Below are 19,422 nucleotides of genomic sequence, written 5' to 3' on the forward strand. Positions count from 1 at the left end.
CAGTTAGTCAGAATTTACTCAACATTTACACAAACATGTGATTTCCCTTTACAAATTGTCTCTATACTGTGGTTAACAACTCAAAAGGAGTGAGCAATTTGTTAGAACTAAAAAATATTTCAAAAAGTTATAAAAATAAAAATGTTTTAAGAGATATAAATTTAACGATAGATTCTGGTGAAATTGTTTCGTTATAGAGTGGTTGTGGGAAAACGACATTACTCAACATTGTTTTAGGTCTCACAGAACAAACAGATGGGCAACTTTTTTACAATGGACAAGATATATCGAAACAATCGATGCAGGATAGAGGATTTAATATCGTTTTCCAAGATTTCGCGTTGTTCCCACATTTGAATGCTTACGACAATATCGTCTATGGCTTGAAAAATAAAAAACAGCAAATGTCAAAAGCTGAGATTCAGGAGTATGTGGATTTCTTAGAACTCGCTCCACATTTACATAAAAAGATTCACGAATTATCTGGTGGACAGAAACAACGTGTCTCTATTGCTAGAACGCTTGTTATGCAGCCGAAAATTTTATTGCTAGATGAACCGTTAAGTGCGCTAGATGGTGTGATTAAAGAATCCATTAAGGAGCGCATTAAATCAATTGCTCGCCAATTTAAATTAACAACTATTATTGTGACACATGATCCTGAGGAGGCGCTCACATTATCAGATAAAGTACTCATCATTAATGAGGGAACTGTCTCACAATATGGCACACCTCACGAAATATTGAAAACACCAAAAAATCAATTTGTGGAAGACTTTATATTAAAGCAACTTCATATTAAACGTCATAACATCTATCAACTGTTTGGAGAATCCTATGCTTAAAACGAATAAAATGGTGAAAATTCTCTTTCTGCCAATTGTCTTCTTTTTTCTGTTCTTTTTAATTGTGCCATTACTTTATATGTTTTGGCAGTCTTTGAAAAAAGGCAATAGCGTAACGATTCAAAACTATGTAGAAGCATTACAGAGCGTTGAAATTCGGGAAGCGTTTCTTAATAGTTTCCAAGTGTCATTTGTCGCTGCCGTTATTACTACTTGTTTAGCGTTTGCTCTTGCCTATGCCATGCATTTTACGACGATGAATCAACATTTAAAAAAGCTTGTACATATCGGGGTAACATTGCCGATGCTCTTGCCGACAATTACCTATGGTTTTGTATTGCTTTACACATTTGGCAATCAAGGAATACTAACAAAACTTCTGGGGAAGCCCTTAGTGACAATTTATGGATTTAATGGCTTGTTGATTGGGTATGTGCTTTACACATTGCCTGTTGCATTTATTTTAATGCAAAATTCCATGCAGTACATTGATAAACGCTTTTTGCTTGTCTCGATGCTAATGCATGATAGACCATCACGTCGATTTTACCATACCGTATTTCGACCTATGATAGGAACAATTGGTGGAGCATTTATTTTAACGTTTATTTTAAGTTTTACCGATTTTGGTATCCCTGCTTCGGTAGGTGGGGGTTATAAAGTGATTGCAACAGAGCTATATCAAGCGATGCTTGGCTCTATTGTGCGATTTGAGCAAGGGGCGGTAATTTCCGTACTTATGCTTGTACCTGCTGTACTTGGCATCGTGATGCTAAGCGTGCTAGATCGATTTAATTTTCAATATAAGCATGTCAGTCAAAGTGCTCTAGTCGTGCATCGTCTTCGAGACAGTACATTTACAGTGCTATCGCTAGTATGCGTAAGTACGATTTTTATCATCTTCTCAACAATGTTTATCGTGCCGTTTACTAAGGGCTATCCATATGACTTTAGTTTCACATTGGAACATGTACAAAATGTTTTAGCAGAAAAGAATTTAACAAGGGTTTATATGAATTCCCTTATTGTTGCCTTTTTTACAGCAATTTTAGGTGTGGGCATCGCGTTTGTTTCAGCACTTCTAAATGTCAGAACACCGTTAAAAGGGAGAAGTACATTAGATTTTGCGTCAATGATTACCAATACAGTGCCAGGTATGGTACTCGGTCTTTCTTATTTATTTTTCTTCAATGGGAGTTCGCTTAAAGGGACCTTCTTTATCATTATTGCCTATACGGTTGTCCATTTCTTTACAACACCGTATTTAATGGCGAAAAACTCTTTGCAAAAAATGGACCCAACATGGGAAGTGACGGGAGAGTTATTAAAGGACTCTTGGCTTCAAACGGTCATTCGCGTTATTTTGCCGAATATAAGACCTACTATTTTTCAAATGTTTAGCTATTATTTTTTAAATGCCATGGTGACAGTTAGTGGTGTAATTTTCCTTGTCAGTACGAAAACGATGCTTGTCTCCACGCGCATTAAAGAATTGCAGCATTTTGCGAAGTATACGGATATTTTTGTTCTCTCAATTTTTATTTTATGTACAAACCTCATTGTGAAATTAGGTTGTGACTATATAACAACAAATAAAGAAAAGTTTAAGGAGATGTAATGATGAAAAAGTCGACAGTCATGATGTTTGGAACGGTTAGTTCTGCAATTGTATTAGCAGCGTGTGGAGGTGCGGAGGCTGATACGAAGGATCAAGTTATTATCTATTCTAATGCTGATGATGAAGCAATTGAAGTAATGCAAACCACACTCGATAAAAAGGGGTATGAAGGAAAGTATATTATCCAATCATTCGGTACATCTGAATTAGGTGGGAAAATGATGGCAGAGGGTAAGGATATTGAAGCAGATGTGGTAACAATGGCTTCTTACTTTACCGAAAGTGCTCAAACATCTAAATCAATGTTTGTTGAACTAACTTCTGAGTTAAAGCCGTTAGATGGTGGTTCAACTTATGCATTACCGATTTTAGGGAATGTCGGGTCTATTTTTATCAATACAGATTTATTGGCGCAAAAAGGGCTACCTGTGCCACAAACAATTAAAGATTTAACGAAGCCAGAATATAAAGATTTAGTTTCTTTTCCAAATATTTTAGACTCCTCTACTGGCTGGCTATTAGTACAGGCGATTATGAGTGAATATGGCGAAAAAGAAGGAAAGCAAGTATTAGCAGATTTAATTAAAAATGCTGGACCGCATATTGAAAGTTCTGGTTCTGGCCCTATTAAAAAGGTGAAAACAGGAGAAGTCGCAGCAGGGTTTGGCTTACGTATTCAAGCAATTGATGCCAAAAATGAGGGCTTACCAATCGACTATATTGACCCAACGGAAGGTAACTTCACGTTAACAGAATCTGTTGCCGTTGTAGATAAAGAAGGGGACGAGGCATTGGCGAGTGAAATAGCAAAGGTCATTGCGACTGAGGCGCGAGCAGATTTGTTAAAACAATATCCTGTAGCACTTTATGAAGGCGAGCAAGTAGAGGAAAAATATGTTCCAAAATACTTAAAAAAATGGGATACGACTTTAACTGTCGATTTATTAGAAAAACATCAAACATTCTTTAAAGAAGCACAACAATAAAGGAGCCTAACAATATGAATACCTACAAATTATTAACTCCCGGTCCACTAACAACTACAGAAGCAGTAAAAAAAGAGATGCTAGTGGATCGCTGTACATGGGATGACGACTACAAGCAAGTTACACAAGAAATACGCAAACAGTTAGTGGCGATAGCGCAGGTTAATGATACAGACTATACAGCTATCTTAATGCAAGGAAGTGGGAGCTTTGTCGTTGAATCGGTTCTGACAACTGCTATTGGAAATGCAGATAAGGTACTCATTATTACAAATGGAGCGTACGGGGAACGAATCGTAGAAATGGCAACAGTCCTTCAATTACAGCATGTTGTTTACAGTGTACCGTATCATGAGCAACCATCACCTTTAGAAGTACAAGCTATACTTGAAAAAGATGCTGCTATTACGCATGTCGCGATTGTCCATTGTGAGACGACAACGGGGATATTAAATCCTATTGATGAAATAGGCAAAGTTGTAAAATCGTTTAATAAAACATTTATTGTAGATGCAATGAGTAGCTTTGGTGGCGTGCCAATGGATTTATCGAATATGCAAATTGATTTTTTAATCAGTAGTGCTAACAAATGTATTCAAGGCGTGCCAGGTTTTGGATTTGTTGTTGCGAAAATAGAAGCGTTAGAAAAATGTAAAGGACAAGCCAAGAGTGTAGCATTAGATTTATACAAACAATGGGAAGTGATGAGTGAAGACGGGAAATGGCGTTTTACATCACCAACACACGTTGTAACGGCCTTTGCAAAGGCGTTGGAGGAACTTGCTGAAGAAGGTGGCGTTGCGGCACGCTACACACGATATGCTAAAAATAATCAACTATTGCGTGAAAGATTATCACGCTGTGGTTTTGAAGCTTATATTTCAGCGGAAATGCAATCACCGATTATCACGACGTTTTTATATCCATATGAAGGATTTTCTTTCGAGCATTTCTATCATGAAATGAAACAAGCAGGCTTTGTTATTTATCCTGGAAAGCTAACTGAATTTGATACATTCCGAATCGGTAATATAGGGGATGTTCATGAGGAAGATATGACTACATTATGTAATGTTATTGAAAACTATATGGCGGTGAAAAATAATGAAAATTGAAGCGGTAATTTTTGATTGGGCAGGTACAGCGGTTGACTTTGGTTGTTTTGCACCTGTCAATGTATTTCTTACTATTTTTGAAGATGCAGGTGTTGCGGTGACACTAGAAGAAGCACGCAAACCGATGGGCATGTTGAAAATTGACCATATTCGGACGATGCTTGAGATGCCAAGAGTGAGTGAGGCATGGGCACGTGTGTATGGCCGTTCATTTACAGAACAAGATGTACAGGCACTGTATTCGCAGTTTGAAACGAAATTAATGGCATCGCTTGCTAAGTATACGGACCCGATTCCACATGTGAAAGAAACGGTTCAACAATTAAGACAAGCCGGAATACGCATTGGCTCCACAACAGGCTATACTGCCGCTATGATGGAAGTCGTGACACATCACGCTGCTGAGAAAGGATACAAGCCTGATTTTTTAGTTACACCGACTGATATAGGAGATAAGGGACGTCCCTATCCATATATGATTTTCAGAAATTTAGAAGAACTTGGCGTGAAAGCGACAAAGCAAGTCGTTAAAGTCGGGGATACTACGTCAGATATACAAGAGGCATTAAATGCCGGAGTTTGGGCTGTTGGCGTTATAGTCGGAAGTTCTGAAATGGGTTTAACGGAACAAGAATTTATGAGTCTATCTGATGAAGAGCAACAAGCCGTTATCGAAAAAACAAAAGCTATTTTTGAACAAACGGGTGCACACTATACGATTCAAACAATGCGTGAACTGCCGGCATTAATTGAGACGATTAATGCGCGATTAGTTTAAAAGATAGCAGATAGAATAAAAGCGAAAAAGTGTTAGATTGACTGCAATCAATCTAACACTTTTTGCTATGCATATAAGAGTAAGTGTCAGGCACTAATTCAATTTCCGTGCTAGCCATGTATTTATGACTTGCCAAGTAAAAATCCACGTAGACTCCTGGGGGAAAGCACGCAATGTAAGACGCAACAGACCGCGCGACAGCGAGGGTTGCGGCTTACGTCGTGCCCGCGGAAAGCGTAGTGGATTTTTACGATTTAGGAGCCGATATTATGCTAGGTATCTATGTTAAGTGCCAGGCAACTAAAACAATTACATTAGTGGATGGTAGCGGCTTATATGTGCGCCAGCGGAAAGCATCCGTCGTAGCTACTAGTGAGTCTTAGTCGCGTTCGTATGGAACAGCGTCTGGAATTTCAGCAAATGGATTTTTTTCATTGATGCGATCATAAAACATAATGCCGTTTAAATGATCTAATTCATGCTGGAAGGCGATAGCTGGCAAGCCAGTTAGACGCATTTTTTTCTCTTCGCCGTCCATTGTTTTAAATTTCACGGTTATACGTGCGTGACGTGGCACATACCCAGGGACATTGCGATCAACAGATAAGCAACCTTCGCCAGTTGGCAAATAGGTATTTTCAACAGAGTGGCTAACAATTTTCGGATTGATTGCGATAAAGCTCAATTGTTCTCCTTTGTCATCTTTTAAGTGAAGGGCAAACATGCGGTGTAGACTATTTACTTGGTTAGCAGCTAATCCAATCCCGCTGCGTAAATCATATTTATCGGCAATTTCAGGATCTTGGCTGTTAATTAAAAACTGTAGCATATCTGTAGCAAGCTGTTTTATTTCATCAGTTAAAGGGAATTGAACTTCCTCTGTTTTAGTGCGGAGTGTCGGATGGCCTTCGCGAATTATATCATCCATTAAAATCATGTGAGAATCTTCCTTTCAATCTTTGTATTACCTTATTTATAAGTATACATCACGCATTAAAACATGCACATGAAAAAAGACTTTATTTGAATAAACTTAAAAAATTTTTGTGTAGCTATTAGATTACAGAAAACTGGGGTATTCTACTATTGGTCATTATTTGGAGAAACGTAATGTTTGAGCGCTTAAAGGAAGTTGTTGTAATACAGATTTTTATTATTAGTGATACAGTATAGGACAGTCTACTCTTAACGTTTTTGTAGAAAAATTCTTTGGTATAAGGCGTAATATATGATTGACCGACTGTATTTTATTCAGTATACTGAGTCCTAAGAATAAGTTGTACTAGTTTGAAAGTGATTTATTTTAATACAGTTGAAAGGGAGATGTGACAAATGAGCAAAAAAAACAATAATATTTTTGATCCACAACAAACGCTAACTGAAATCGAAGAAAAGTTTGAAATGTTTCAAATTTTGAACGAAGAAGGCGAAATTATAAATGAAGAGGCAGATCCGAAATTAGCAGATGAAGAGTTAGTTGAGTTAATGACGCGTATGGTTTATACACGTATTTTAGATCAACGTTCCATTTCTCTTAACCGTCAAGGTCGATTAGGCTTCTACGCACCAACAGCTGGTCAGGAAGCTTCACAACTTGCTTCTCACTTTGCATTAGAAAAAGAAGATTGGATTTTACCAGGTTACCGTGATGTACCACAAATTGTATGGCATGGTTTACCGTTAGATAAAGCATTTTTATTCTCACGTGGTCACTTCGAGGGCAATCAAATCCCAGAAGGTGTTAATGTTTTACCACCACAAATCATTATTGGTGCACAATTTATCCAAGCTGCTGGGGTGGCACTTGGTATGCAAAAACGAGGTAAAAAAGCTGTAGCAGTTACTTATACAGGTGATGGTGGGTCATCACAAGGTGATTTCTACGAAGGAATGAACTTTGCTGGTGCATTTAAATCACCTGCCATTTTCATCGTACAAAATAACCAATTCGCAATTTCTACACCGCGTGAATTACAAACAGCTGCAAAAACAATTGCACAAAAAGGTGTTGCAGCAGGTATCCCAAGTATTTTAGTAGATGGTATGGATGCACTTGCAGTGTACGTTGCTACTCGTGATGCACGTGAGCGCGCAATCAATGGTGAGGGTCCAACGTTTATCGAAACGATGTGTTACCGTTATGGTCCACATACAATGGCGGGGGATGATCCAACACGTTACCGTACGTCTGACACGGATAACGAGTGGGCTCAAAAAGACCCGTTAGTTCGTTTCCGTAAATACCTTGAGGGTAAAGGACTATGGGATGAGAAAAAAGAAGAGGCTGTTATTGAGCGTGCGAAAGAAGAAATTAAAGACGCAATTAAAAAAGCCGATGCTGCACCAAAGCAAAAAGTAACACAGTTAATGGAAAATATGTACAAAGGCGAAATGCCTTCGAATTTAAAAGAACAGTATGAAATCTACAAAGAGAAGGAGTCGAAATAACCTATGGCACAAATGACGATGATTCAAGCAATTACAGATGCGCTTCGCACAGAATTAAAGAATGATGAAAACGTTCTGTTATTCGGGGAAGATATAGGCGTCAACGGTGGGGTTTTCCGTGCAACTGAAGGCCTACAAAAAGAATTTGGTGTAGATCGTGTATTCGATACACCATTAGCAGAGTCAGGTATTGGTGGCTTAGCAATCGGTCTTTCGCTTCAAGGTTTCCGACCAGTTCCAGAAATTCAGTTTTTCGGCTTCGTCTATGAAGTGATGGATTCAATCAGTGGACAATTAGCTCGTTTAAGCTACCGTAGCGGTGGTGTATATAACGCACCTGTTACAATCCGTTCTCCATTTGGTGGCGGTGTGCATACACCAGAAATGCACTCAGATAGCTTAGAAAGTTTAATGACGGCACAGCCGGGCTTAACAGTCGTTGTACCATCAACACCTTACGATGCTAAAGGATTACTTATTTCTTCTATTCGCAATGACAATCCAGTCATTTTCTTAGAGCATTTAAAATTATATCGCTCATTCCGCGAAGAAGTACCTGAGGAAGCATATGAAATTCCATTAGGTAAGGCAGATGTAAAACGCGAAGGTAAAGATCTAACAATTATTGCATATGGCTTAATGGTACATGAAAGCTTAAAAGCAGCAGAAGAACTTGAAAAAGAAGGGCATTCTGTAGAAGTTATTGATTTACGTACAATTCAACCAATCGATATAGAAACAATCATTGCGTCAGTTGAGAAAACAGGCCGAGCAATCGTTGTTCAAGAGGCACAAAAACAAGCAGGTATTGCTGCGAATGTTGTCGCTGAAATTACAGAACGAGCTATCTTGAGTTTAGAAGCACCTGTACTTCGTGTAGCAGCACCGGATACAGTGTACCCATTCCCACAAGCTGAAGGTGTTTGGTTACCGAACTATAAAGATGTAATGGAAACAGCGAAAAAAGTCTTAACATTCTAATGTAGTTTGCATATTTGAAGAAAAGCAAAGAGAAAGGATGGGTACACATGGCATTTGAATTCAGATTACCGGATATTGGCGAGGGTATTCACGAAGGCGAAATTGTAAAATGGTTCGTTAAAGCTGGGGATACTGTCAAAGAAGACGATATTCTTTGTGAAGTACAAAACGATAAAGCAGTTGTAGAAATTCCTTCACCAGTTGAAGGGAAAGTAGAGGAAATCTTAGTAGGAGAAGGTACAGTTGCTGTTGTTGGCGATGTATTAATCCGTTTAGATGCTCCAGGCTATGAAGATTTAAAACTTAAAGGTGACGATCATGCAGAGGCGAAAACGGAGGCACAAGTTCAGTCAACGGCTGAAGCTGGTCAGGATGTAGCAAAAGCGCCTGCTAAAGAAGAAGCACCAAAAGCTCCAGCAACAGCGGAAGTAGCTGTAAAACAAGAAACAGCAGATAGTACAAAACGTATTATTGCAATGCCTTCTGTTCGTAAATTTGCAAGAGACAATGAAGTAAATATTCATGAAGTGTCAGGTACTGGTAAAAACGGTCGTATTCTAAAGGAAGATATTGAGAATTTCCTAAATGGTGGTGGAGCAGTGCAAGCTGCAGAAGCTCCAGTGGCAAATGAAGAAGCAGTTGCTCAACAAGAAACTGCCCAAGCTGCGCCAGTTGTTCTTGAAGGAGACTTCCCAGAAACACGTGAAAAAATGTCTGGTATTCGCAAGGCGATTGCCAAGGCAATGGTTCACTCGAAACAAACAGCACCTCATGTTACACTAATGGATGAAGTTGATGTAACAGCTCTTGTAGCACATCGCAAAAAATTCAAAGATATTGCTGCTGAAAAAGGTGTAAAATTAACGTATTTACCATACGTAGTAAAAGCGCTTATTTCAACATTGCGTGAATTCCCAGAATTTAACCGTTCTTTAGATGATGCAACACAAGAAATTATTCAGAAGCACTACTACAATATCGGTATTGCAGCAGACACAGAAAAAGGTTTATTAGTTCCAGTTATTAAACATGCAGATCGCAAATCAGTATTTGCAGTTTCAAATGAAATTAATGACTTAGCGACAAAAGCGCGAGATGGTAAACTTGCTCCGCATGAAATGAAGGGCGCTTCCATGTCTATCACGAATATCGGTTCTGCAGGTGGCCAATGGTTTACGCCAGTAATTAACCACCCTGAAGTAGCGATTTTAGGTATTGGTCGAATTTCTGAAAAACCTGTAATAAAAAATGGTGAAATTGTAGCTGCACCTGTGTTAGCATTATCATTGAGCTTTGATCATCGCATGATCGATGGAGCCACTGCGCAAAATGCTTTAAATCACTTAAAGCGTTTGTTAAGTGAGCCAGAATTATTATTAATGGAGGCGTAACAAAAATGGTAGTAGGAGATTTCCCAATCGAAACAGATACTCTTGTCATTGGTTCAGGTCCTGGAGGATATGTAGCAGCAATTCGTGCAGCTCAAACTGGCCAAAAAGTAACAATCGTTGAAAAAAATGTACTTGGTGGTGTGTGCTTAAACGTAGGTTGTATTCCATCAAAAGCATTAATTTCAGTGGGTCACCGCTTTGAGCATGCTAAACATTCAGATGACATGGGTATCATCGCTTCTGATGTGAAATTAGACTTTTCAAAAGCGCAAGCTTTTAAAGACAGTGTTGTTAAGAAATTAACTGGCGGTGTTGAAGGCTTACTTAAAGGAAATAAAGTTGAAATTGTACAAGGTGAAGCGTATTTCGTTGACGCTCATTCAGTGCGTATCATCAATGGTGAATCTGCTCAAACATATACATTTAACAATGTTATTATTGCAACAGGTTCTCGTCCAGTTGAAATTCCAACGTTTAAATTCTCTGAGCGTGTACTAAACTCTACTGGCGCACTTTCTTTACAAGAAGTACCTAGTAAATTAGTTGTAATCGGTGGAGGTTACATTGGAACAGAGCTAGGCTCAGCTTATGCAAACCTAGGTTCACAAGTAACAATTATCGAAGGTGGCAAAGATATTCTTGCTGGTTTCGAAAAACAAATGACACAAATCGTGAAAAAAGGCCTTAAAAAGAAAGGCGTTGAAATTGAAGTAAACGCATCTGCTAAAGGCGTTGAAGAAACAGAAAACGGCGTAGTTGTTACGTATGAAGTTGGCGGAGAAGAGAAAAAAGTTGAAGCTGATTATGTATTAGTAACTGTAGGTCGTCGTCCAAATACAGATGAAATGGGTCTTGAAGGTGTTGGCATTGAATTCGGTGAACGTGGCCTTATTAAAGTTGACAAACAATGCCGTACAAACATTCCAAACATCTATGCAATTGGTGATATCGTAGCAGGTCCTCAGCTTGCACACAAAGCTTCGTATGAAGGTAAAGTGGCTGCTGAAGCAATCGCTGGCGAGAAATCAATCGTAGATTATCTAGCTGTTCCTGCTGTATGCTTCACTGATCCAGAAATGGCAACAGTTGGTTATAACGAAGATCAAGCAAAAGCTGAAGGTATTGAATATACTGCAGCGAAATTCCCATTCGCAGCAAATGGCCGTGCGCTTGCATTAAACCAAACAGAAGGTTTCGTGAAACTAGTTGCGCGTAAAGAAGATGGCTTATTAATTGGTGCTCAAATCGTAGGTGCTGGTGCATCTGATATGATCGCTGAAATGGGCTTAGCAATCGAAGGCGGTATGACTGCTGAAGATATCGCGTTAACAATTCATGCTCACCCAACATTAGGTGAAATTACAATGGAAGCTGCTGAAGTATTACTAGGCAACCCAATCCATATTGTAGCGAAAAAATAATTGAACATATAAAACGACTATAAAGCATGTTCGCTTTATAGTCGTTTTTTTGTATAATTTTACTAACTTTGATACAGTAAAACTAGTAAATAACTATTTGAAAACATAGAGGTGGGGCGAAATGGAATTAGGCTTAAAGGGAAAAGTAGCAATTATTACTGGTTCAAGTAAAGGGATTGGTTATTATACGGCGATGCAGCTAGTAAAAGAAGGTGCAAAGGTAGTAATTAGTGCACGTGGTGAAAAACAGCTACAGGTGACCGCTGGATGCATTAAGAATGAAACGGGCGAGGAAGTCTTAATTGTACCGACGGATATTACGAAGGAAAAAGACTGTAAGAGGCTTATAGAACGTACTGTGGAGCATTATGGACGCGTAGATATTGTGATTAATAACGCAGGCACAGCGTCAGCTAATCCGTTTGAAACGGTCAGCAGTGAAGTGTGGCAAGCTGATATCGATTTAAAAGTGTTTGGTGCTATCAATTGCTCTAAATATGCTGTGCCTTATATGCGAAAGGTAGGCGGCGGTGCGATTGTTAATGTGACGGCAGTAATGGCTAAAACGCCTCCTGCAAGTTCACTTCCTACTACTGTTAGTCGAGCAGCTGGACTCGCTTTAACGAAGGCCATGAGCAAAGATTTAGGAAAAGATAATATTCGTGTGAATTCAGTGTGTATTGGTTTAATTCGAAGTGATCAAATTGAGAAGTTATGGAAAAAAGAAGCACAAGAGCTTTCGTGGGATGACTACTCTCGTAAAGCTGGTCAATCTATTCCGCTAGGTCGTGTAGGGGAAACGCAAGAAGCAGCTAATGTCATTACTTTCTTAGTGTCAGATGCAGCAAGCTATGTAACAGGGACAGCTGTAAATATTGACGGTGGTTCTGGGCACGCCTTATAGGGAGCGACAAGTATGTCGTTATATTTAGTACTTTTTATTTAAATTATTGCAATAGCGTAAATATAGAAAAATTGCGCAGTTAAGCGGATTTTGTACACAAAGGAGCAACTCATTCGTGTTTGGGTTGACTCTTTTTTCTATTATTTTTCTAAAATTGTAATAGACAGAAAATTCCTTCAGTTGTAGAATAAGCGTAACAGGGGGGAACGGTGGCGAAATGATGAACGAAAATTTTACTATGATATTGATGCGAGTTGTTCGTATTATTGTCCAAATTGGCATACTTAATATTTTTTATTACATCGGTGTGGGCATTGTGTCTTACTTACACATTCCGCTTCCAGGAAGTGTAATTGGCTTACTGTTATTGGCACTTTTACTCAATTTTAAACTAATGAAAGTAGAATACATTCAAGATGGTGCTGGCTTTTTAATTGGCGTTTTAACATTGTTCTTTATTCCAGCAACTGTTGGTATTATTGATTATCCAGAACTGATGTCAACAACGGGTCTGCTGATTATTTTGGCGGTTATTGCTAGTACATTAATAGCTATTTATGTAACGGGAATACTCACCCAACTGATTGAAAAAAGAGAAGTAGCGAAGAAAGAACAAGCAGTAACTATTGAAGAGGGGAAGGGAGAATTATTTGTTGATTGAACTTATTGTTGTACTTGGTACAATTGGACTGTTTATATTATTTACAAAGCTGTATCAACGGTTTCCCCATCCATTAATAATTCCATTAGTGACGACAACTATTGTCAGTGCAGCTATCTTACTTGTTTTTAATATTCCATATTCAACCTATATGGTAGGAGGAGAATGGCTACAAAAAATGTTGGGGCCAGCTGTTGTTGCACTTGCCTACCCGCTTTATAATCAGAGAGCCATCATTATGAAATATAAAGTTTCTATTTTATCCGGTATCATATTAGCGATGATAACTGGATTAGTAACCATTTTTGTTATGCTCAAATGGATCGGTGTTAAAGAAAGTTGGATGCTGACGGCGTTACCTAAATCTTTAACAACGCCTGTTGGCATGCAGGTAAGTGAAACAATTGGCGGAATTCCTCCTTTAACGGCGGTTTTTGTTATGATTGCAGGTTTTGTTGGCGCTATTATTGTCATTCGTATTGAAATATGGAAAGATTGATTCTGCTGTCAGTAGAGGTGTAGCAGTAGGAAGTGCCTCGCACGGTGTTGGGCTTGTAAAACTAAGAGAGTATGGTGAGCAAGAATTATCGGTTGGTTCGCTTTCTATGGGGTTAACAGCCATTATAGGAGCTTTTCTCTGTCCACTCTTTGTCTATCTATTTTTATAAAGAAAGCCCTTTACAAGGCATAATGGGCTTGTAAAGGGTGCTAGCATTTTCGCTTGACACAAGCATAGTTAACTTTTTTCAATGATTAATTGAATGGTATGTGCAAGCCCTGTGTGTAGAGTACCTTCATGGCGTATTTGTTCACCGGTAAAGAAATGAATAATTTTATAGGGCTGACACCACGTAAGCACCGATGCTGGATTATATAGGAAATTAATATTTTGTGGACCGCCTGTTGCATAGGATAATTGAGACGTGGAATATAATTCCATCATAATACGACCGCCGGGTTTAACCGAATTGACGATGCGTTGAAAAACGGCATGTTGCTGTTCTGCGGGAAAATGACCAAATACCATCACGGCAGCGTCAAATGTTTCTACTGGTAGTTCATCTTGCAGTAAATCTTGCAGTTGTGTGTTGACAGTAACGCCATGCTTTTTTGCTAACTGTGCTGTTTTTTCAAGACCGCTTTTTGCATAATCAAAAGCCGTTACCACATGCCCTTTAGAAGCTAAATAAACGGCATTTCTACCTTCTCCTTCAGCATATGCAGCAACATTAACATACCCCTCTAAAAATTCTACATAGTTTTCTATAAACGCATTTGGCTGTTCGCCATAGACGTATTCAATTGTGTTAAATCGTTCATCCCATGTATTCATACAATACACTCCCTTTATAAATATTGTAAGTAAAGGACAGCACATAAGCTATTTTTTTGCTTTATACAATTATTAATACAATCTTTTTCAATTTGATGAAAGCAATGCAATAGAATTTAACTAATAGAATGAAAGACTGTAAATATAGGGATAGAAAAAGAATGGGGATTTTAGGTTTGTAAAATAAAGGTATTTTATGTAAGAATGCTTACAACTGTAAGATTCAACTATAAAAAGCTACCCCTTCTAAAATGAAGAGGTAGCTTTGTTTTTTAAATAATTGCTCTGCGTTCTTTAATAACACGAATTGTTTGTAATGTTGTATCTTCGGGTCCTTGAACTGGTAAACCAGCTTCAATATTCATTTGAATATAACGAATATTTTCTTGTGTAATTATTTCCCCGGGAATAAAAATAGGTATTCCAGGTGGGTAGACCATAATAAATTCAGCGCAAATACAATTGTCTGCTTCTGCAAGAGGGACTACTTCTGTATCTGCATAAAAAGCATCACGAGGTGACATTGCAAGTGCTGGAATTTCAGGTACATTGACAACTGTTTCAGTAACAGCAGCTTCTGAATCAAAAGCTTTTGACATACGGCTTAAAGCATTGATGAGAAGATTAATTTCTTTTTTCGTATCTGCTAATGTCACTAAACATAAAATATTGTATAAGTCCGATAACTCTACTTCAATATTTGCATTGTGACGAAGCCATTCCTCAGCTTGGTGCCCTGATATGCCTAAATCTTTTACACTAATTAACAGTTTTAGTGGGTCCATATCGTATGTTGCGGACGAGTGAAGCTTTTCCTTACCTGCACATTTTAAATGTGGAATTTGGTTAATGCGTTTACGCGCATCTTTTGCTAAACGTAGTGCATCCCCAATTAAATCATAGCCATGAATTGCAAGCTGACGACGAGCTGTGTCGAGCGATGCAAGTAATGGGTAGGATGTTGATGTTGTTGTCAGCATAGAAAAGACTGCTTGTACGCGCTTAGCTGAAACTAGTCCTTCACGTACGTTTAAAATTGAAGTTTGCGTCATGGAGCCTCCAAGCTTATGTACGCTTGTTGCAGCCATATCCGCGCCTGCTTCCATTGCTGAGTATGGTAGCTCGTCATGGAATTTAATGTGCACGCCATGTGCTTCATCGACAACGACTGGAATATTACGGCGATGGACAATTTCGACAATGCGTTTTAAATCCGCAGAGAAGCCGTAATAAGTTGGATTAATAACAAGGACAGCCTTGGCGTCCGGATAAGCATTTAAAGCCTTTTCTACAGCTTCCGCCGAAATACCATGAGAAATGCCATATTCACTATCTACTTCAGGATGAATAAAAATAGGAATTGCACCAGCGAAAACAATCGCTGACATAATGGATTTATGAACATTCCGTGGTACTAGAATTTTATCACCTGGACCGACGACGGTCAGTATCATCGTCATAATGGCGCCACTAGTACCTTGAACGGAAAAGAATGTATGATCAGCACCAAAGGCTTCTGCTGCCAGTGCTTGCGCATCCTTGATAGCACCTTTTGGTGAATGTAAATCGTCTAGTGGAGCAATGTTGATTAAATCAATTGATAAAACGTTGTCGCCGACGAATTCTCGGAAAGCAGGATCCATACCGTGCCCTTTCTTATGGCCTGGAATATGGAACTGAATTGGATGTCTGTTCCGATGTTTTAGTAATACGTCGAACAATGGAGTCTCTAATTGTGACAACGCAGGTACCACCTCACTTTTATAATATCTAAGAAAACAAATGAATTATAGCACCTAACGACATGAAAAAATAGACTTTAATTAAAAAAATAAAAGGATTTTTTTGTGATTACGAGAAGATAGTATGGAACGAAAGGAGAGATTCGATGAAATGGGAGACACGTATTACCGAACTATTAAAGATTAAATATCCAATAATCCAGGGGGGATTAGCCTATTTAGCATATGCTGATTTAGCAGCAGCTGTGTCAAATGCTGGCGGTTTAGGGCAAATAACGGCGATGAGTTTACGCGATCCAGACTTATTGCGTGTAGAGATACAAAAACTAAGAACATTAACAGATAAGCCGTTTGGTGTAAATTTTGCCATTGGAATGCATGGCACAGGCTATGAAGATATGGTGCGAGTTGCTGTTGAAGAAAATGTACCTGTTGTCACAATGACAGGCGGTAATCCCGCACCGATTTTTGATTTACTTGCAGGAACAGGCATTAAAAAGCTAGTGCTTGTTGCAGCCCGTAGACAGGCTCAGAAAGCTGAAGAACTAGGGGCAGATGCAGTGATGGTTGTTGGACAAGAAGGTGGTGGCCATCTTGGGCGTGATGACGTTGGGACAATGGTGCTCGTACCTCAAGTGGTCGATAGTGTAAAAATTCCTGTGATTGCGTCTGGTGGCATTGGCGATGGTCGGGGTTGGATTGCCGCACATGCACTTGGTGCAGAGGGCATTGAAATGGGCACACGCTTTATTGCGACGAAGGAATGTGTGGATGCCTCACAAGCCTATAAAGACGCATTACTCGCGAGTTCTGAGGCAGATACAACGGTGATTAAACGCTCTATTGGGGCGCCTGCACGCGCGTTACGGAGTGACTTCACAGCAAAAATTTTAGAAATAGAGCGTGAAACGCCTACTTATGAGGCTTTAAAAGACTATATTAGTGGCAGTGCCAATAAACGTTTTATTTACGATGGAGAAAAGGATGCTGGCATTGGTTGGGCAGGACAAGTGACGGGCATGATCCATGATATCCCAACAGTGGACGAGCTAATTACAAGAATGGTTGCAGAAGCGGAAAGTATCCGGGTAAAATGGGGACACTAATGTAAAGGTGGTTACGTTCAAATGGAATATTCTTATCCGTTTTCAATTGATTGGTCAACAGAAGAAATTGTCGATGTTGTAAAATTTTTTGAAGGCATTGAACTTGCGTATGAAAAGGGCATTAAACGTGAAGTGATGCTGGCAAAATATCGTCGATTTAAAGAAATTGTGCCTTCACAAGCAGAGGAAAAAACCATTTTCCGTGAATTCGAAGATGCTAGTGGATATGTTAGCTATCCAGTAGTGAAGCAAGCAAAAGAAGCGGTTGATGGTACGATAATCAAAGTTGTACCAAAGCAAAGACGTTAAACATTGGCTTGGAAATAGTGTGCTAGGGAATACTCTAGCATGCTTTTTTTATAAAAAAACAAACCCGCCCTGCCTTCTGGACAGATGTACATAATGGATTGTGAATATTTGTGCCCGTTGAAAGCAAAGCGGATTTTGCTAGCTTACTATTTATAATGATATGTTAAAATAATAATTCTTCTTAAGAATTCACTAGCATTATGGTGTTAATTTATAGTTGTCTGCATAAACTACAGCAATATCAATTTTTTTAAAAATGTTCACAGATTTTGGATTTTCCAATAATATACACTGACATAACTCAAGGCTATAGAAAAAACTTTAGCCACAACAAGTGATTGATAATTCTTGCTGTGCAAAATCCTCAACAACCTCAAAAGAAAGTGCTTCAGTCCTTTAGCTTACAATTTACAGAAACGGTTAATGGATAAATACCTCGTCCAAAATTGTTAAACCTTATAAATTTCTTGTAAGATTTTTATGCCACATTTTCAAAAATGAATAGCCATTTTATTTTTCTTGAATAATTTTATAAATTGGAAGTAATGCAGTGAATGTTTCCTCTACTAATTGTTGGAATTGACTAACAGACAATTTTATCGCGTCTTCTCGTGGAATATGACGGCCAACTAAAAATTCCCCTTTTTTAACATCACGTAGACGGATAAGCAATTCATCTAGTTTTTCTTCTTTCGCGTCTTCGATGGAAATTGCCTCTGGTGACATATGATCCCCAGAAACAATAAAATCATTCGGAAGCTGTTGTAGCAAGGGTTTGTTGGCTAGTAAACGTTGTGCCATTAAATTTTTTTGCGGTGCTTCATAAATAATAGCAAAGACGATGAATAAATGTGTGCTCCAAAGACCAATCTGAAAGTGAGGCAATGCTTTATAGCCTCTTTTATAAGGAGCAAAGGCAACCCAACTATCATTTGGTGGATTTACCGTTCTGCGGGCGTGTTTAGCAACATGGGGGTAAAATTCTTCTCCAAGATGACTGGAAAAGAAAGCAGAGAAGTTCTCTCCTAGTTTATTGAACTTTGGTCGTACACAAGAATTTAAGGCATCCATTCTTTGTTCTAAACCATTTATTTGAAACACATTAAAATCTTTATTAGTCCATTTTAGTGTAGGCATTTTTAATAACTCCTTTCGATTATAAGGTTTATTTTATTAAAAAAATGGGAAAAAATCTTATAACAAGAACTTTAGCGAATCGTATAAGGTTTTGAAAAAAATAAAAAAGGGACGTGACTTTTATGAAACAAGTCGTAAAAATTATACGTAAAGTTGACATTGAAAAGCAATATGAACGCATTTTACAATTAGAATTAGATTATGAGCTAGCCTCACTCTTCTTAGCGATGAATGAGAAAGACGAAGGTGCAATCGCAAAAAGTAAAAAGCGTCTAGCTGAAATACAGATGGAGCTGGAAAGTTTGCACGCCTATGCGTAAAAAAAAATTAACCCCCATATGAAAATCACTTGCTGAATATTCCGACAGCAGGTGATTTTTGTTGTTATAAAGGGTAAAATAGACAATATACCATTGTTAGATAATGGAGTTTTCATCTTTCTTCATTTGACGCTACACATGCAAAGCTCTTAAAGGGTCACATTGTACATGATGCTCACTCTTATTGTGGAGAGTGTGTAGGCCATTTTACTGTCTAGAACTAGAGTACGTTTAAAGTGTGTAGCTACGGTAGTTTTATTGCTTGAATACCACAGATAAGCAAGTTGTGTGTGGACGAGCGTAAATGTTTTCTATATTCGAGGGGTG

At 38.5% G+C, this 19,422-nt stretch carries 17 protein-coding genes and 2 pseudogenes; 15 read left to right on the forward strand and 4 right to left on the reverse strand.

Annotated elements, in window-relative coordinates; translation table 11 throughout:
- Positions 1-98 precede the first annotated feature (98 nt).
- The 5 genes and pseudogenes from LO754_RS03880 to phnX all read left to right on the forward strand — a co-directional run bounded on the left by LO754_RS03880 (position 99) and on the right by phnX (position 5,342).
- Positions 99-845, forward strand: a pseudogene (locus tag LO754_RS03880) (ABC transporter ATP-binding protein).
- Positions 838-2,463: an ABC transporter permease subunit gene (locus tag LO754_RS03885; RefSeq protein WP_231785656.1), complete on the forward strand. Its 1,626-nt coding sequence runs from the start codon at positions 838-840 to the stop codon at positions 2,461-2,463. Before LO754_RS03880 ends, LO754_RS03885 begins: the two are co-directional and overlap by 8 nt.
- 2 nt (positions 2,464-2,465) lie before the next feature.
- Entirely contained in the window at positions 2,466-3,449 is a 984-nt protein-coding gene (locus tag LO754_RS03890) for an extracellular solute-binding protein (RefSeq protein WP_231786280.1), read from the forward strand.
- Positions 3,450-3,463: 14 nt separating this feature from the next.
- On the forward strand, positions 3,464-4,564 hold the full coding sequence (gene phnW, locus LO754_RS03895; RefSeq protein ID WP_231785657.1) for a 2-aminoethylphosphonate--pyruvate transaminase: 1,101 nt from the start codon (positions 3,464-3,466) through the stop codon (positions 4,562-4,564).
- Complete coding sequence (phnX, locus tag LO754_RS03900; RefSeq protein ID WP_029747190.1) at positions 4,554-5,342, forward strand: phosphonoacetaldehyde hydrolase; 789 nt, start codon at positions 4,554-4,556, stop codon at positions 5,340-5,342. The genes phnW and phnX overlap by 11 nt, the downstream gene beginning before the upstream one ends.
- Before the next feature lie 379 nt (positions 5,343-5,721).
- Here the strand turns inward: phnX and def are convergent, their stop codons facing one another.
- Positions 5,722-6,279, reverse strand: coding sequence for a peptide deformylase (def, locus tag LO754_RS03905; RefSeq protein ID WP_024362207.1), 558 nt, complete (start codon positions 6,277-6,279; stop codon positions 5,722-5,724).
- Between the two features lie 395 nt (positions 6,280-6,674).
- Here def and pdhA point away from each other — a divergent pair, with 395 nt between their 5' ends.
- From pdhA to LO754_RS03940, 7 genes and pseudogenes are all read left to right on the forward strand, one after another.
- Positions 6,675-7,790: a pyruvate dehydrogenase (acetyl-transferring) E1 component subunit alpha gene (gene pdhA / locus LO754_RS03910; protein ID WP_024362206.1), complete on the forward strand. Its 1,116-nt coding sequence runs from the start codon at positions 6,675-6,677 to the stop codon at positions 7,788-7,790.
- A gap of 3 nt (positions 7,791-7,793) precedes the next feature.
- A complete protein-coding gene (locus tag LO754_RS03915; RefSeq protein ID WP_024362205.1) occupies positions 7,794-8,771 on the forward strand; it encodes an alpha-ketoacid dehydrogenase subunit beta in 978 nt (325 codons plus the stop codon).
- A gap of 47 nt (positions 8,772-8,818) precedes the next feature.
- Positions 8,819-10,162, forward strand: a complete 1,344-nt coding sequence (locus LO754_RS03920) for a dihydrolipoamide acetyltransferase family protein (protein WP_107895635.1) — start codon at positions 8,819-8,821, stop codon at positions 10,160-10,162.
- Between the two features lie 5 nt (positions 10,163-10,167).
- Entirely contained in the window at positions 10,168-11,583 is a 1,416-nt protein-coding gene (gene lpdA, locus LO754_RS03925; protein WP_024362203.1) for a dihydrolipoyl dehydrogenase, read from the forward strand.
- A 121-nt stretch (positions 11,584-11,704) separates the two neighbouring features.
- On the forward strand, positions 11,705-12,487 hold the full coding sequence (locus tag LO754_RS03930; RefSeq protein WP_231785658.1) for an SDR family oxidoreductase: 783 nt from the start codon (positions 11,705-11,707) through the stop codon (positions 12,485-12,487).
- 217 nt (positions 12,488-12,704) lie between these two features.
- The gene (locus tag LO754_RS03935) at positions 12,705-13,148 is read left to right on the forward strand and encodes a CidA/LrgA family protein (protein WP_038509463.1); all 444 of its coding nucleotides are present in this window, start codon (positions 12,705-12,707) and stop codon (positions 13,146-13,148) included.
- Positions 13,141-13,816, forward strand: a pseudogene (locus tag LO754_RS03940) (LrgB family protein). The gene LO754_RS03935 and the pseudogene LO754_RS03940 overlap by 8 nt, the downstream one beginning before the upstream one ends.
- A 68-nt stretch (positions 13,817-13,884) precedes the next feature.
- Here the strand turns inward: LO754_RS03940 and LO754_RS03945 are convergent.
- Together LO754_RS03945 and LO754_RS03950 are read right to left on the reverse strand one after the other, a co-directional pair.
- Positions 13,885-14,481: a class I SAM-dependent methyltransferase gene (locus tag LO754_RS03945; protein ID WP_024362199.1), complete on the reverse strand. Its 597-nt coding sequence runs from the start codon at positions 14,479-14,481 to the stop codon at positions 13,885-13,887.
- Positions 14,482-14,753: 272 nt separating this feature from the next.
- Complete coding sequence (locus LO754_RS03950) at positions 14,754-16,223, reverse strand: aminotransferase class I/II-fold pyridoxal phosphate-dependent enzyme (protein ID WP_024362198.1); 1,470 nt, start codon at positions 16,221-16,223, stop codon at positions 14,754-14,756.
- 146 nt (positions 16,224-16,369) lie between these two features.
- On the opposite strand from LO754_RS03950, the gene LO754_RS03955 reads away from it, so the two are divergent.
- Positions 16,370-17,329 carry an NAD(P)H-dependent flavin oxidoreductase gene (locus LO754_RS03955; RefSeq protein ID WP_231785659.1) on the forward strand — a complete coding sequence of 320 codons (960 nt, stop codon included), beginning with the start codon at positions 16,370-16,372 and terminating at the stop codon, positions 17,327-17,329.
- Between the two features lie 21 nt (positions 17,330-17,350).
- Positions 17,351-17,638, forward strand: coding sequence for a UPF0223 family protein (locus LO754_RS03960; protein WP_024362196.1), 288 nt, complete (start codon positions 17,351-17,353; stop codon positions 17,636-17,638).
- A 510-nt stretch (positions 17,639-18,148) separates the two neighbouring features.
- Here LO754_RS03960 and LO754_RS03965 read toward each other — a convergent pair.
- Positions 18,149-18,775, reverse strand: a complete 627-nt coding sequence (locus tag LO754_RS03965; RefSeq protein WP_024362195.1) for a YktB family protein — start codon at positions 18,773-18,775, stop codon at positions 18,149-18,151.
- Between the two features lie 122 nt (positions 18,776-18,897).
- Here LO754_RS03965 and LO754_RS03970 point away from each other — a divergent pair, with 122 nt between their 5' ends.
- Positions 18,898-19,095, forward strand: coding sequence for a hypothetical protein (locus LO754_RS03970; protein ID WP_024362194.1), 198 nt, complete (start codon positions 18,898-18,900; stop codon positions 19,093-19,095).
- Positions 19,096-19,422: the final 327 nt, after the last annotated feature.

Origin of the sequence: Lysinibacillus sp. GJ-1 (assembly GCF_021166035.1) — a bacterium.
GTDB classification, from domain to species: Bacteria; Bacillota; Bacilli; order Bacillales_A; family Planococcaceae; genus Lysinibacillus; species Lysinibacillus sphaericus.

Coding starts and splice junctions, on each gene's coding strand:
- phnW (WP_231785657.1), top strand. CDS start 3,464: ATGAATACCTACAAATTATTAACTCCCGGTCCACTAACAACTACAGAA.
- LO754_RS03945 (WP_024362199.1), bottom strand. CDS start 14,481: ATGAATACATGGGATGAACGATTTAACACAATTGAATACGTCTATGGC.
- LO754_RS03955 (WP_231785659.1), top strand. CDS start 16,370: ATGAAATGGGAGACACGTATTACCGAACTATTAAAGATTAAATATCCA.
- LO754_RS03930 (WP_231785658.1), top strand. CDS start 11,705: ATGGAATTAGGCTTAAAGGGAAAAGTAGCAATTATTACTGGTTCAAGT.
- LO754_RS03890 (WP_231786280.1), top strand. CDS start 2,466: ATGAAAAAGTCGACAGTCATGATGTTTGGAACGGTTAGTTCTGCAATT.
- lpdA (WP_024362203.1), top strand. CDS start 10,168: ATGGTAGTAGGAGATTTCCCAATCGAAACAGATACTCTTGTCATTGGT.
- pdhA (WP_024362206.1), top strand. CDS start 6,675: ATGAGCAAAAAAAACAATAATATTTTTGATCCACAACAAACGCTAACT.
- LO754_RS03965 (WP_024362195.1), bottom strand. CDS start 18,775: ATGCCTACACTAAAATGGACTAATAAAGATTTTAATGTGTTTCAAATA.
- def (WP_024362207.1), bottom strand. CDS start 6,279: ATGATTTTAATGGATGATATAATTCGCGAAGGCCATCCGACACTCCGC.
- LO754_RS03885 (WP_231785656.1), top strand. CDS start 838: ATGCTTAAAACGAATAAAATGGTGAAAATTCTCTTTCTGCCAATTGTC.
- LO754_RS03920 (WP_107895635.1), top strand. CDS start 8,819: ATGGCATTTGAATTCAGATTACCGGATATTGGCGAGGGTATTCACGAA.
- LO754_RS03935 (WP_038509463.1), top strand. CDS start 12,705: ATGATGAACGAAAATTTTACTATGATATTGATGCGAGTTGTTCGTATT.
- LO754_RS03960 (WP_024362196.1), top strand. CDS start 17,351: ATGGAATATTCTTATCCGTTTTCAATTGATTGGTCAACAGAAGAAATT.
- phnX (WP_029747190.1), top strand. CDS start 4,554: ATGAAAATTGAAGCGGTAATTTTTGATTGGGCAGGTACAGCGGTTGAC.
- LO754_RS03970 (WP_024362194.1), top strand. CDS start 18,898: ATGAAACAAGTCGTAAAAATTATACGTAAAGTTGACATTGAAAAGCAA.
- LO754_RS03915 (WP_024362205.1), top strand. CDS start 7,794: ATGGCACAAATGACGATGATTCAAGCAATTACAGATGCGCTTCGCACA.